This window comes from Amylolactobacillus amylophilus DSM 20533 = JCM 1125 (assembly GCF_001936335.1).
Classification (GTDB): domain Bacteria; phylum Bacillota; class Bacilli; order Lactobacillales; family Lactobacillaceae; genus Amylolactobacillus; species Amylolactobacillus amylophilus.
On sequence record NZ_CP018888.1, the window covers coordinates 446,109 to 460,806 of the forward strand.

12 protein-coding genes and 2 tRNA genes are annotated in these 14,698 nt (G+C 46.3%); 2 read left to right on the forward strand and 12 right to left on the reverse strand.

Annotation, left to right across the window (positions count from 1 at the left end; all coding sequences use genetic code 11):
- Window positions 1-50 precede the first annotated feature (50 nt).
- From LA20533_RS02515 to pth, 12 genes are all read right to left on the reverse strand, one after another.
- A tRNA-Pro gene (locus LA20533_RS02515) sits at window positions 51-124 on the reverse strand.
- 40 nt (window positions 125-164) lie between these two features.
- Window positions 165-236: transfer RNA gene (locus tag LA20533_RS02520), tRNA-Gly, on the reverse strand.
- 72 nt (window positions 237-308) lie between these two features.
- On the reverse strand, window positions 309-1,790 hold the full coding sequence (lysS, locus tag LA20533_RS02525) for a lysine--tRNA ligase (RefSeq protein ID WP_056946807.1): 1,482 nt from the start codon (window positions 1,788-1,790) through the stop codon (window positions 309-311).
- A 27-nt stretch (window positions 1,791-1,817) separates the two neighbouring features.
- Window positions 1,818-2,837, reverse strand: a complete 1,020-nt coding sequence (dusB, locus tag LA20533_RS02530) for a tRNA dihydrouridine synthase DusB (RefSeq protein ID WP_054745324.1) — start codon at window positions 2,835-2,837, stop codon at window positions 1,818-1,820.
- Between the two features lie 61 nt (window positions 2,838-2,898).
- Window positions 2,899-3,780: an Hsp33 family molecular chaperone HslO gene (gene hslO, locus LA20533_RS02535; protein WP_054745323.1), complete on the reverse strand. Its 882-nt coding sequence runs from the start codon at window positions 3,778-3,780 to the stop codon at window positions 2,899-2,901.
- Between the two features lie 51 nt (window positions 3,781-3,831).
- Window positions 3,832-5,967, reverse strand: coding sequence for an ATP-dependent zinc metalloprotease FtsH (ftsH, locus tag LA20533_RS02540; protein WP_056946635.1), 2,136 nt, complete (start codon window positions 5,965-5,967; stop codon window positions 3,832-3,834).
- A gap of 71 nt (window positions 5,968-6,038) precedes the next feature.
- Complete coding sequence (tilS, locus tag LA20533_RS02545) at window positions 6,039-7,415, reverse strand: tRNA lysidine(34) synthetase TilS (RefSeq protein WP_056946638.1); 1,377 nt, start codon at window positions 7,413-7,415, stop codon at window positions 6,039-6,041.
- A 27-nt stretch (window positions 7,416-7,442) separates the two neighbouring features.
- Window positions 7,443-7,826, reverse strand: coding sequence for a S1 RNA-binding domain-containing protein (locus LA20533_RS02550; RefSeq protein WP_054745319.1), 384 nt, complete (start codon window positions 7,824-7,826; stop codon window positions 7,443-7,445).
- 1 nt (window position 7,827) lies between these two features.
- A complete protein-coding gene (locus tag LA20533_RS02555) occupies window positions 7,828-8,238 on the reverse strand; it encodes an FtsB family cell division protein (RefSeq protein ID WP_054745318.1) in 411 nt (136 codons plus the stop codon).
- A 111-nt stretch (window positions 8,239-8,349) separates the two neighbouring features.
- Window positions 8,350-8,592, reverse strand: coding sequence for an RNA-binding S4 domain-containing protein (locus LA20533_RS02560; protein WP_054745317.1), 243 nt, complete (start codon window positions 8,590-8,592; stop codon window positions 8,350-8,352).
- A complete protein-coding gene (mfd, locus tag LA20533_RS02565; protein ID WP_056946642.1) occupies window positions 8,579-12,103 on the reverse strand; it encodes a transcription-repair coupling factor in 3,525 nt (1,174 codons plus the stop codon). The genes LA20533_RS02560 and mfd overlap by 14 nt, the downstream gene beginning before the upstream one ends.
- A 52-nt stretch (window positions 12,104-12,155) precedes the next feature.
- Window positions 12,156-12,713, reverse strand: coding sequence for an aminoacyl-tRNA hydrolase (pth, locus tag LA20533_RS02570; RefSeq protein ID WP_054746337.1), 558 nt, complete (start codon window positions 12,711-12,713; stop codon window positions 12,156-12,158).
- Window positions 12,714-12,877: 164 nt separating this feature from the next.
- Between pth and LA20533_RS02575 the strand changes: the two genes are divergently transcribed.
- Both LA20533_RS02575 and cbpA read left to right on the forward strand, forming a co-directional pair.
- Entirely contained in the window at window positions 12,878-13,852 is a 975-nt protein-coding gene (locus tag LA20533_RS02575; protein WP_054746336.1) for an L-lactate dehydrogenase, read from the forward strand.
- Between the two features lie 158 nt (window positions 13,853-14,010).
- On the forward strand, window positions 14,011-14,682 hold the full coding sequence (gene cbpA / locus LA20533_RS02580; protein WP_056946645.1) for a cyclic di-AMP binding protein CbpA: 672 nt from the start codon (window positions 14,011-14,013) through the stop codon (window positions 14,680-14,682).
- The last annotated feature ends 16 nt before the right edge of the window (window positions 14,683-14,698 follow it).

The window sequence follows — 14,698 nt, forward strand, 5'->3', positions numbered from 1 at the left end:
CTTTCACATCCCTTATACGGACCACCAAAGAAAAAAAGAGCACAAAAAAATCGGGAAAACAGGATTTGAACCTGCGACCTCTACGTCCCGAACGTAGCGCTCTACCAAGCTGAGCTACTTCCCGTTGAAATATAAAAAACCCACCTAGGTGGGTTTTAAATTAAAGCGGAAGACGGGATTCGAACCCGCGACCCCCAGCATGGCAAGCTGATGTTCTACCACTGAACTACTTCCGCATAACAAGAATTTTACCATTAAACCCTATTCATGAAAAGGTCTAAAATAAAATTTCTTGAATTTTTTTATTATTAGTCTTTTGCTTTATCAGGACGCATGGTTGGGAACAACAAAACGTCTCTAATCGAGCTCGCATTGGTAAAGAACATTACCAGACGGTCAATCCCGATTCCTAGCCCGCCAGTAGGTGGCAGACCGTACTCAAGTGCTTCGATGTAATCCTCATCGATGCCCTCCGCTTCGTCATTACCAGCGTCACGCTCTTTGACTTGGGCCTCAAAACGCTCGCGTTGGTCGATTGGGTCGTTCAATTCGGTAAACGCGTTCGCGAACTCGTTACCGGTGATGAACAACTCGAACCGGTCAGTGAACCGGGGATCCGCCACATTTTTCTTTGCCAGCGGTGAGACCTCGATTGGATGACCGTAAACGAATGTTGGCTGAATCAAGGTATCCTCGACGAATTGTTCGAAGAACTCATTGATGATGTGCCCCACCTGCCAATATGGCTCGTAGTGTACATGGTGTTCATCTGCTACTTTTCGCGCTTCTTCTAGGGTCATCTGCTGCCAGAAGTCTACCCCTGTTTCCTGCTTGATGGCATCAACCATGTGTAGCCTTCTAAATGGCTTGCCTAAATCAATCTCGTGGTCCGCGTAGGGGAAAATCTCCTGGTCAAAGACGTTCTGGGCCACATACAGGAAAATTCCTTCGGTTTCATCCATCACATCTTTGAAATCAAAGTAAGCAGCATAGGATTCGAGCATGGTGAACTCGGGATTGTGCTTGGTATCGATTCCTTCATTTCTAAAGACACGGCCAATCTCGTACACGCGCTCCATCCCACCGACGATCAACCTCTTCAGGTGCAGTTCTAAGGCGATGCGCAAGTAAAGACTCATGTCGAGCGCATTATGATGGGTAATAAACGGTTTCGCAGCCGCACCACCAGCTTGGGTGTGTAAGACCGGTGTTTCCACTTCCGTGAACCCCACCCCATCAAGATAGCGTCTGATTGCGCTAATAATCTTGCTGCGTAATTGGAATCTTTCAAAGCTATCGTCGTTCGCAATTAAATCTAGGTAGCGTTGCCGATAAATTTGCTCCACATTGCTCAAACCGTGGTATTTATCGGGTAGTGGGCGCAATGCTTTGGTCAAGAAAGTCAGATGAGTAGCCTTCACCGTGAGTTCACCAGTATCGGTCTTCATCACTTCACCCTCGATGCCGAGAAAATCACCCAGGTCAGCTTTTTTGAAAATCTGGTAGTTCTCCTCACCAACCGCATCTTTTCTAACGTAAATTTGAATCCGTCCAGAACGGTCACGGATATCGGCAAAGCCGACTTTTCCCTTGCCACGTTTAGTCATCATTCGCCCAGCAATAGTTGCCGTTGGAATAGACTCCAGGAGGGTATCCTTCTCATCCTGGTCGTATTTCTCGTGCAAGTCACGAGCTAAATCCGTCCGCTCAAATCGTTGCCCAAACGGGTCGATACCCTGCTCCCGCAAGTCAGCCATCTTCTCGCGCCGAACGCGAAGCTGATCATTCATCTCGGGTTCCTTGTTTTGTTGTGCCACTTACATTGCCTCCTGTGTCGTTGCTCGTTGAGCTCTTTGTTGTTCCTGTGCCTCGTATTTTTCAACGAATTGGTCCAAAAGATCGTAGACCTCTTTTTGTGTCCATATCTCATTTATTTTAGCACGAGTACGGGTCGAACGGGGAACACCTTTTAAATAATATGCTGCCTGCCGCCGAAATTCCGGTACAGCAATTTTCTCACCCTTCAACTCAACCAACGCCGTGAGCTGTTCCTTCGCCGTTGCCACCTTTTCCCGCGGTGTCTGTTCTGGCAAAAGCTCACCGGTCTCTAGGTAGTGTTCCATATCCTTAATAATCCACGGATTTCCCAGTGCTGCACGGCCAACCATGACCGCCGTACTACCGACCTCATCGAGCATTCTCTTCGCGTCCTGTGGTGTCACGACGTCGCCGTTACCGATGAATGGAATGGTTAGGGCATCGTTGACCTGTTTCAAAATATTCCAGTCAGCCTTACCGGTATACATCTGTTTTCTAGTACGACCATGCATTGCGAGTGCGCTTGCACCAGCACGCTCAGCAGCGAGTGCGTTTGAAACGGCATAGATGTGCTCTTCATCCCAACCGGTACGCATCTTCACGGTCACGGGCTTATTCACCACATCAACTACGGCCGAGACCATCTCGTAAATTTTATTCGGGTCAAGTAGCCAGCGGGCACCGGCATCCGTCTTAACTACCTTCGGTACAGGACAGCCCATGTTAATATCGATAATATCAGCTTGGGTATTCTGGTCGATAAATTTAGCGGCCTGAACAAGCGTCTCTTTTGACCCGCCGAAGACTTGAATACTCATTGGGTGTTCAACTGGATCGACGTACAACATGTCCAGTGTTTTAGCATTGTTATGTATAATTCCACGATCGGAAATCATCTCACAGACAACCATGCCAGCGCCAAATTCCTTACAGATTACCCGAAAGGCAGAGTTACTAATTCCAGCCATTGGCGCAACTACAACCTGGTTTTTAATCTCTACATCCCTAATTTTCCACATACTGTTCTCCTCAATTCACTCGCACTATTCTAACAGTTTAGAAATATTCCTACAAGCCAGCCTATTTAGCTGAGAGCATTTGCTGTAGTTCGGCTTCACTAAACTCATAATGATTACCACAGAACTTGCAGCTAGCTTCCGCTCCATGATCCTCGTTAACCATTTCCAACAAATCCTTTCGAGCAAGCGTCGCGATTATTTTACCAAACTTTTCTTTGCTGCAATCACATTCAAAAGCAACAGGACTAGTCTCCAAAAGTTTGCAATCATCGCCGAGAATTTGTGCCAATAGCTGTTCTGGTGTTACACCAGCAAGAAATTGTTCTGATAGTGGGCGTAAATTTTTAATCCGTTGCTCCACCGTCGTAATCTGGGCTTCCGTGGCACCGGGCAAAGCCTGAAGAATAAAGCCACCCGCTGCACCAATCGACTCATTCGGATTAACAAACACAGCCAAGCCAACCGAGGAAGGTATCTGTTCAGATTGGGCAAGATAATAGGTTAGGTCCTCGGCAATCTCACCGGAAATTAAGGCAGATTGACCCGTAAAAGGTTCCTTTAATCCTAAATCTTTGGTGACTGCTAACAGTCCCTGACCAACAGCGCGGCCGACGTCAATTTTACCCGCCTTCGTGGTTGGCAAAGCAACATGCGCATTCTGAATATAGCCCTTCACTGTGTAGTCGGCCTTGCCCGTGGCAACAATCCCACCAACCGGTCCGTCTCCTTGAATCCGCACGGTCAATTCTTCATCATCCGTCAGTTCAGCCGCTGCAAGCAAAATCGTACCGGTCAACGTCCGGCCAAGCGCCGCGGAAGAAGCACTCCAGGTATCATGCCGTGAATGTGCATCCTCGACTAAGTTAGTCGTCCTAAGAGCAATCGCCCGGAAATTCTTCGTGCCATCAATCCCTTTAACTAGATAATCTGTCTTCTCGTCCATTTATTCCTCCACAAAAAATAGAGCCAACAGGCTCTATCTTGTTAACAATGATTAATTGTCTTTATTTGCGTCATCTTTGTCAACTGTTTTATCTTCTTCACTTGACTCTGAAAAATCTCCGCCTGTATTTGCTACATTAGTTGGCGCGGTTTGCTCATTGATGGCGTTCGTGTCATCCTCAGCAACTTTAGCATGATCTTTCTTCTCGGCAGCCTTCTTAGCTTCCTCGTAAGTCGATGCTTTTTCGCTTGGATATTCTTCACTGCCATCATCAGGCATGGAACCGGTATTGAACAATGAAAGAATTTGATCTTCATTCAGAGTTTCATACTTCAACAATGCCTCAGCAATTACCTTATGTTGTTCACGATGAGCTTCAATAATCTGTCTTGCTTGTTCGTGTCCTTCGTTAATAATTCGGCGAATTTCACTATCAATTGCAGCGGCGGTGGATTCACTGTAGGCAGGTGACTGACCATAGCCAGCTCCCACAAACGGTTGACCCTCTTGCTCCAATTGAACAGTACCGAGCTTCTCGGTCATCCCATATTGGGTCACCATGCCCCGGGCAATCTGTGTCGCCTGCTCGAAGTCATTTGAAGCACCGGTAGAAATCACGTTGAAGATAATCTCTTCAGCAGTGCGCCCACCCATCAAACCAACGATTTGTTCCATCAATTCCTTCTTAGTTAAGAGGAACTGGTCGTCCTTAGGTAATGTGATGGCATAACCACCTGCTCGTCCACGCGGAACGATAGTTACCTTCCGGACGGTACGGGAGTCGTTCAACACTAAACCGATAATGGCATGTCCAGCTTCGTGGAAGGCCACCATTTCGCGTTCTTTCTTAGAAATAACCCGGTCCTTCTTGGCTGGCCCGGCGATAACTCGGTCCTCCGCCTCATCAATATCCTCGGCATTAATCACATTTTTGTTGCGCCGTGCTGCGACAAGTGCAGCCTCATTCAACACATTCTCTAAATCGGCACCGACGAAACCTGGCGTTTGCCGCGCGATCATCTTCAAATCAACATCATCACCCAAAGGCTTGTTCTTAGAATGCACCTTCAAGATAGCCTCACGGCCCTTAACATCTGGCCGACCAACGAGAATCTTCCGGTCGAAACGGCCCGGACGAAGCAGCGCTGGATCAAGCACGTCAGAACGGTTAGTAGCCGCCATCACGATCACGCCCTCGTTACCGGTAAATCCGTCCATCTCAACCAGCAATTGGTTCAATGTTTGCTCACGTTCATCGTGGCCACCACCCATGCCGGCACCACGTTGACGCCCTACGGCATCGATTTCATCAATGAAGATGATTGCCGGCGCGTTTTTCTTCGCATTCTCAAATAAATCACGTACACGAGACGCACCAACACCGACAAACATCTCGACGAAGTCAGAACCGGAGATTGAGTAGAACGGTACACCAGCCTCACCGGCAACAGCTTTGGCCAGCAAAGTTTTACCAGTACCGGGAGGTCCCTCAAGCAGGACGCCAGCCGGAATCCGTGCGCCTAGAGCTAAGAATCTTCTCGGATCCTTCAAAAACTCGACGACTTCAACCAATTCTTGCTTCTCTTCCTCTGCACCCGCAACGTCCGAGAATCTTACCTTATTCTTCTTCGAATCTTGTGGCTTAGCTTTTGACTTGCCGAAGCTCATTACACCACGGCCGCCTCCACCGCCACCTTGACCACTCTGGCTCATCATCATCCAGAGCATCACAATGAAGAGGACGGTTGGTACAAGCATCACGATGGTTGAGATCCATGCACCTGATTGAGATTCACCCTGACTATTAATCTCGGTGCCACTCTTTTGGGCAAGATCCGAAACCTCTTTAACGGTCGAATCGTTACTCAATATTGTGGTAGTGAATCCAGTTACCTTACCCGATTGGCTGCCACCGAAGAAATCAAAGCTTGTGCTTGCTTTCTTCTTTGGTGTCTGCGCTTTTTTGTAATTACCAGAGACTGTATAAGCACCGTTTGACGGCTGAATATTAAATTCGGCAATCTTCTTTGATTTTAAATCTTTTACAAATTCCGTATATTTGATTGTTTCACTTGAACCGCTCGAATTACCTGAGCCGAGTGCCCAGTTAATACCAGCAAGTAGAATTACAAACACCACAATATAGAACAGACCATTTCCTAACAGTCGATTCTTATTATTTTTCATAGATAACCTCCGGAAATCCTCTTCGAATTACTAAAAAATGATACCACAAATACTAATAATCCACTAATTATTTATTTTTCTTTAGAGTTTTTTAATACCTGATAAATTGCATAGTGACAACTATTTTTTGGAATCACCTGATTGGTGTAGGCACAGTCTATCCATAAATAATCACGTGTCTCTTCATCGGTTAGCCCCCAGAAGTAATTGCGCACACTCGCTGGAATGCCCTGCGGCGCAAAACGCTTTTTGACTAGCTGATGTGCACCGTCACTGAGCCGCACCTTATCGCCAGGCTGCACTTGCCTAATGCCAAAGGTCTTGGTCTCACCGGCATAAAACGTGCCCAGCAGGATATGGTTTGGCAAAGCGGCCTTGTTCTTTGTAACAACGAAGACGTCACCGCCCACAACAAACTGCTTGTCGACTGCAATGTGCTTCGGTAAAGTCTGCAATAGCAGCTCCAACTGAGCGGCATCAACAAGAAAATAATGCTGTCTTGTAACAACCAGTTTAACTTGTTGTTTCAGTTCTAATACTTGACCTCCGTCAATTTTTGCCAGACGGGCCAATCTTTTTGCATCAACCTTCACACTTTTCTGGAGGTAACGGGCAATTAGCTTCTCGTACACGAGTGCCTGTTGGGCAGTTTCAAGGTCAGATAGTGCATCCCTTGGACCGACAAATAGCCCACGATGCCACTTGCCAAGTAGTTCCGGCTGCGGAATCCGTTTGACCAGGCTACTAGCAAGACCATCTAGTTGCGCCACCTGCTCCTGCATGAACAGCGCATTCTGCAAAATCTGCGAATTTTCTCCTTTAAGTAACGGCACCAGGTGGTGTCTAACCCGATTACGCATTGTGAAGTCTCTCTGATTAGTTTCATCCACGATGAAGGGAATCCGATTTACCTGACAGTAATCGAGTAACTCCTTCTTAGAGAAACCCATGAGTGGTCTGACAACGATCCGTTCTTGTTGCCTAACTACCGCCCTCGGACTAGTCATCTCGCGCAAATCACCCGAGCGAATCAACTTCATCAGAATATTCTCTAGCAGATCATCGGCATGATGCGCAGTAGCGATGAAACTGGCATTATACTTACGCATAAGCTCGGTAAAAAAAGAATAGCGAAATTCTCGCGCAGAAGCCTCTAGTCCCTTTGGCGGATGTTCTGCAATCGGCCACTGCTTATTCAAAACAGTAATATCTCTTGCAACGCAGTATTCTCGAAGCAACCGATATTCCGCCGCACTATCGGGCCGCAACTGGTGATCGACGTGCGCCACAATCAGTTTCATGTCATATTGGCGACTAAGCTGATAGAAGCCCGCCAGGAGTGACATTGAGTCTGGACCGGCAGAAACAGCTAAGATCACCGTCTGATTACTAAACGCTAGCTGTTGCTCTTTCAGAATTTTTTTGATTGAATTGCTAATTTTATCCACAAGTTTGTCCACTGATAAAAAAAAGGCCTAACGGCCATTGTTCTGTTCTTCTAACTGCTTAATCGTCTGATTTGCCTCGTCCAGCGTCTGACTTAGTATTGCTTCAAATTCTTCTGGCGCAGTCAAAGAGAAGATGTTAGTTGTATCCACTAACGCAGGATCATCTAAGCGAGATAGCGATAAACCAATTCGGTTGTTTTCATTACTCAATACAACCACGCGAACCTCGTCACCTATTTGATAACGTTCGTGGTCATTTGGCCAGTCGGTAAAGTCACTTCGGTGAACAAGACCAGAGTGGCCACGATCAATGGTCACGAAGATACCTAATGCGGTTATGTTGTTAATCCGCCCATAAAAACGCGAGCCCACACTAATATTAGCTAAATTAGCCACTGCTTTTTGCGCCATGTTACTCGCCATTCTGCGTTGAAAGTTCAAAGTCCCTTGTTGGCAAGTTATAGATTGTCTCACCGGGTTTTGAGTAATAATATTTGTAGCGAATCAGTTTCCCGACGTAAGTCTCATCCTTTAACTGCTTCACTTGGCCCTTTAGGACTTTGTTCGTCTGCTCAGCCTTTTGATATTGAACCTTGCTGGCACTGACCTGAGAATTAATCTTGCTGGTCCGCAGGCTCACCATTGCAATCTGAACAACGAACACCAAGATAAGCACGCTAAAGATGCCGATAATCCGGTTACGTCTTACACGGTGCACCTCACGCTCACGACGGGCCGCCTTCTTCTTTAAAATTTCATACTGTTGAGCCTCAGTTACTTGGTTGAAGATCCGGGGCCCGCTTGGGTTCTGTTGTGTATTCACAATAAACACCCCTTCGTGTCTACTAATTCTGACCCTCTGAATTGCAATATTTCTAGTCAGATACTGTTATTTTGAGTATAGCAAGCGCTACCTCAATTGTCTAGCAGCGATTTAGTCCATCACCTCGTATAAAGTGTTGGCCTCATCCTTCTTCGTCGTGTCCAGGATGTTAATGATCTTCACCTTCACATCCCTCGTGCCATAGTGAATCTCCAGCACATCGTTCACGGCAACGTTCGTCGAAGATTTTGCCACTTTATCATTGACGGTGATGCGCCCTTGATCGGCCATTTCCTTGGCGATTGATCTGCGTTTGATCAGGCGCGATACCTTTAAAAATTTATCGATTCTCATTCTTTACTCCAATCACTTCTTCAGTTTGGTTGAGGAAGGTTTCTAACTCTGCAAAAATCTGGCGTTCTTTATTCTGATCTGTTATTAATAACACTTCTAGCTCACCACGTTCATTTAAGTGAACCTTCACTCTTAGCTTAACATCATTAAGAGCTTTGAAGATGTTCTCTCCTTGCAATTCTTTGCTAATCTTCTGCGTGAAAACCACGTTGATGCCGATTTTGTTCTGCCTAATATTATGTACTTGTGCAAAATCAGCAGCGAGCTTGATGCGGGCGACCAAGAGCAAATGCTCAACGGCACTTGGATAATCACCGAAACGATCGATTAGCTCATCTTCAATTTGCTCTAACTCTTCGTTCGTCGTTACTTGTTTAATCTTCTTGTAGAACTCAATCTTTTGTCTTTGGTCATCGATATAATTATCAGGAATATACGCCTCGAGGTCAAATTCTACCTCTGCATTCGTCTTTTTAGCAGTCTTCTTCCCTTGCCTATTCTTGATCGCCTCATCAAGCATCTGAGCGTATAAATCATAACCCACAGAATCGATGAATCCGTGCTGCTGTTTACCTAAAAGATTCCCAGCGCCCCGAATAGAAAGGTCACGCATCGCGATTTTGAAACCAGAGCCCAGCTCTGTGAAGTCCTTGATCGCCGTCAGCCGCTTCTCTCCCACCTCGGTCAGCACCTTATTCTGCTTGTATAGGAAGTACGCATAGGCAATACGGCTTGATCGTCCAACACGCCCGCGGAGCTGATAAAGCTGTGATAACCCATAATGATCCGCATCCTCGACAATCAAGGTGTTGACGTTTCTCATGTCAACACCGGTCTCAATGATCGTTGTGGTCACAAGCACATCGAAGTCCTGATTCAAGAAGCGATACAGGATATCCTCCAATTGACGCTCGTTCATTCTCCCATGAATATACTCAATCCGCGCCTCTGGCACGAGCTGTTCTAGGTTAAAAACCACATTTTCGATATCATCGATTCTGTTGTGCAGGTAGAATACTTGGCCCTGACGCGCCATCTCCCGTAAGATAGTCTCCCGCACAATGCTTGGAATCTGTTCCGTCACGTATGTTTGAATTGGATACCGGTTACTTGGTGGCGTCTCAATCACCGATAAATCGCGCACACCGACCATCGACATGTGCAAGGTTCTAGGAATTGGGGTCGCGGTCAGCGTCAAGACGTCGACCTGTGCCTTAAGTTCTTTCAGCCGTTCCTTGTGTTTAACGCCGAAGCGCTGCTCCTCATCGACAATCAATAATCCTAAGTCCTTGAATTTAACGTCCTTAGACAGGATTCGGTGGGTCCCGACAACGACGTCAATAAGTCCTCGCTCGAGCTTATAGATAGTCTCCTTCACCTGGGCCTTACTCTGAAAACGCGAAAGAATCGCGATATTAACCGGGAAATCCCTGAAGCGTTCCTGCATCGTCTCATAATGTTGTTGAGCCAAAATAGTTGTTGGCACCAGAAATGCCGTTTGTTTACCATCCTGTGCCGCCTTAAATGCTGCTCTCAGTGCCACTTCCGTTTTACCAAAACCCACATCACCGACTAACAGCCGGTCCATCGGTCTGGGTCGCTCCATATCGGCCTTAATTTCCGCTATACTACGCAACTGGTCCGGCGTCTCTGGGTAGGGGAAACTCTCCTCGAACTGACGCTGCATCTCATTATCCTGCGAGAAGGCAAAGCCCCGCTCGCTCTCCCGCTTAGCATACAAGTCAACCAAATCATCGGCAATATCCTCAATTTTAGTGGCTACACTGCGTTTGGTCTTTGCCCACTCGGAGCCCCCAAGTTTGTTAATCTTTGGGAGCTTCCCCTCACTTGCTGTATACTTTTGCACCAATGCGAGTTGTTCTGCGGGGACGAAAAGTTGATCATGCTTCTGGTAGGTGATCGTGATATAGTCCCGCTTGTTCCCATCAACGGTCAGGGTCTTAATCCCCTCAAAGCGTCCGATACCGTGGTTGACGTGAACGACGAAATCACCGGGCTTTAATTCCGTATAGTTCCGAATTCTTTGCGCATTTTCGAGCGTGGGCATCCGCTTCTGTTTCTTCTGGCGCTGGTTGAACAGCTCTCGTTCCGTCAGGTAAACCAGGTTGACATCCGGCAGGCTGAACCCGTTCATAAACGAACCTACAGCAATCTGTACTTCACCCGGTGTTACCTCGTTCTTCTTTTGTTGCTGGCGGACGTCCACACCAAACTCCACGAGCGTCTGATTAATTGCCAGCGCCCGTTTATTTGAATCTGCCTGCAACACAACAGTCTGTTTTTGCTTTTGGTACTTAGTAATCTCCGCCTTAATCAGTGGCATTTGTGAGAAAAATTGCTCTACCTGACGCGTTTCTAAATTAAGCATCTGATCAAGTTTCAGACTACCCATGCCCTTTTGAAACAACGAAAGGTAAATCTTCGACTGCTTACTTGCTTTCACCACCGCACCGAATTCAAATTGATTCTGTAACCGTGGCGCTAACCGCAAGCCCTTCACCTCATCATCGATGAACGTCTGGTTCTCCGTATCCGACTCCTTGACGTCTTTCAACAAATTGTTCCAGTCATCGAAAATCACCAGGCCATCCTGGCTCAAATAATCAAGGATGCTGGCAGGTCTAGGTAACAGAAACTGGAGCAGTAATTGGGCGTGCTCCGGCAACTGCTTCTCCCTCAACGCTGCAAGTGTTGGAGCATAGTTTTGCAATAATTCATCTAATTCACTGACGTCTAGCTTGCCCTGATTCTGCTTGATAGCACCCTCAATTTGGTCTGCTACTTCGGGCAGTCGTTGCCGATCGTAGACACGGTCAAGTGCTGGCAAAACAGTGAAGTTGTCTAGACTCTGGTCGCTTCTCTGGGTAGCTAAATCAAACTCTTTAATAGAATCTAACTCATCGCCGAAGAACTCCAACCGCAGTGGTTTCTCTCTGTTTAGTGGATAAATATCAAGGATATCACCGCGGATTGCGAACTCGCCCGGCCGGGCCACCAACTTATCTTTCGTGAAACCGGCGTACACAAACCATTCGTTAAGTTGCTGGATATCATATTCCCGCCCCAATTGGAAGTCGATTTTGTTGGTCAGAAAATCCTGTGGCTGACTAAGCTGATATTGCAGTGCCTGTGCCGTAGTCACGACTACACCGCTTCTCTTACTGCCCAGAAAATCTAAGGCGAGGATACGTTCTGCTAACTCATCTGGTGAAGAAAAGGCCCCTTGGGTCGCCAGCAATGGGTCAACCGGGAAGGTGTAACTTTCGTTATCCTGTAGTATTCCAGCTAATTGCTCTGTCAGTTCCTGCGCTCTGGCCTCACTTTCAGCCACGTAGATAATTGGTTGTTTAATTTGGTACAACAACAATTCCAGCACCAAGGAAACAGCATTGGGATTTACGCCTGTCAGTAGTGAACGTCCTTTGGTCGGGACCGCCTCAATAAATTTCTTCAACTCACGATTCTGTAGGACTAAATCTAGCAGCTGCATCTGGTTTCTACCTCGTATTTCATCGTGGCGACTACCACGTCTATTGCCAAAACTAATTATACTTGTTCATCAACTCCTGCACACTCACGCCGGCGATAAAGTCGTCCAGCGCACCCTGCGCAACCGAATATGAGTGCTGCATCAGAGCTGCATCATCCTTTTCAAAGGGCGTTAGTACCCAGTCGATTACCTTCTCCCGCTTTGGGTGTTGAATCCCGATTTTTAAGCGCAAAAAGTCTTGGGTACCAAGGTGAGCAATCACGCTCTTGATACCATTATGGCCACCGGCAGAGCCGCTCTCACGAATACGCAGTTTGGCTAATGGCAAATCCATGTCGTCTTGAATAATCAGGATATCAGCTGGCGCAATCTTGAAGAAGCGCGCGTACTCTCCCACTGCCTGTCCGGATTCATTCATATAAGTTAGGGGCTTTAATAAGATGACGTGCTCGCCGTTAATTCTGGTTTTCACATACAAACCATTAAATTTCTCGTTCAAGAGACTAACATTTTTCGCATCCGCATACTGATCAAGTGTCATGAAGCCGACATTGTGTTTCGTATTCGCATACTTAGCGCCTGGATTCCCCAGGCCAACAATTAATTTCATTACTCTGCACTCCTTTTGTCGTTTGAAAATTATAGCACATTGGCAGCCATTGATTTAAGCCACTACACCCTATTAGTGAAAAATTTAACCAAATTCTTTTTCTATATATGTTATACTTTTACTTGGAAAAAGATTCCAATTATCTATTGAAGGGACGTATATTCATGTCAAGAAACGAAGAACCACAAAAAGTTATGCTCGTCGGTGACGGTGCTGTTGGATCAAGTTTTGCATTTGCAATGGTTCAACAAGGTGTTGCCCAAGAGTTCGGTATCATCGATGTTGCAAAGGACAAGACCAAAGGTGATGCAATCGACTTAGCCGATGCCATTCCTTGGACTGCACCAAAGAACATTTACTCAGCAGAATACTCAGACTGTAAAGATGCTGACGTCGTAGTCATCACAGCTGGTGCACCACAAAAGCCAGGTGAAACTAGACTTGATCTAGTAAACAAGAACCTTAAGATTTTGAGTTCAATCGTTGAACCAATCGTTGAATCAGGTTTCGAAGGAATCTTCGTTGTTGCTGCTAACCCAGTTGACATCCTGACTCATGTAACTTGGAAGCTTTCTGGTTTCCCTAAGGATCGCGTAATCGGTTCTGGTACTTCACTTGATTCTGCTCGTCTTAAAAAGCGGATTGGTGAAATGGAAAATGTTGACCCACGTTCGGTCCACGCATATATGCTTGGCGAACACGGTGACACTGAATTCCCAGCTTGGTCACACGCAAACGTTGGTGGTGTAAAGGTTACTGATTGGATCAAAGCACACCCAGAAGTTGGCGAGAACAAGACTGAAGAAATCCACAAGCAAGTTGCTGATGCTGCATACGAAATTATCAACCTTAAGGGTGCTACTTTCTATGGTATCGGTGCTGCACTTGCAAGAATCGTCAAGGCTATCTTGAACGACGAACATGCTGTGCTACCACTTTCAGTTCATTTGGAAGGCCAATATGGCTTGAACGACATCCATATCGGTACACCTGCAGTTATCGGACGTAAAGGTTTGGAACAAATTATCGAAATGCCATTGAACGAAGAAGAGCAAGCTTCAATGACTGCTTCAGCTAAACAGTTGAAGGAAGTTATGGACAAAGCTCTTGTTGAAACTGGTATCAAGACTCGTCAATAATCTGCCTTTTAGAGAAGTGCCAAACGGCACTTTTTTTTTGCGCTAATTCAACTCCCGGTGTTCCGTGCCCTCTACTCAAAAAATATTTCATACATTAATTTATTTTTAATGTAAAGTATGATATCATCTGAGAGTAAACAACCTAATTGGAGGATAACATGTTAATAAAATCACTCGTTCAAAAAAAGGATTATTTAACGACAGTTTCTGAGAACGTAACTTTAGCTGAGGCGTTAAAAGTTCTGGAAGACTCTGGCTTCCGCTGTATTCCTATCCTGGATGACACAGGAAAGATTTTCCGCGGTAATATCTATAAGATGCATATTTACCGCCATAAGTCACAAGGCGGCGACATGAACATCCCAGTGACCTATCTCCTAAAGAATGCCACGAAGACCATACAGGTTAACTCACCGTTCTTCCAGGTATTCTTCAACATCAAAGACTTACCTTATATTGCTGTACTTGATGATGAGAGCGGCTTCTACGGTATCCTGACGCATGCCCGACTGCTCGATATGCTGTCTGAAGCGTGGAATGTCAAGGTCGGTAGTTACGTGTTGACCACCCTTTCTGGAGACGGGCAAGGCGACCTCTCGAAGATGGCCAAGATTATCTCGAAGTACACGTCCATTGCAGGATGTTTGACCTTGGATGCAAAGCGGGACGAGTTCGTGCGCCGAACGCTCTTCACTTTGCCGGCTGGCGTCTCACGTGAGCTCTTAGATACTGTCGTAACCAAGCTTGAGAAAAAAGGATTCATTGTCTCAGAGATTGAAGACCTCCAATCCGGCCAAGCAATTAGGTCAGACGATCAACCATATGCTTAATCAGTCTTTTTCCAGA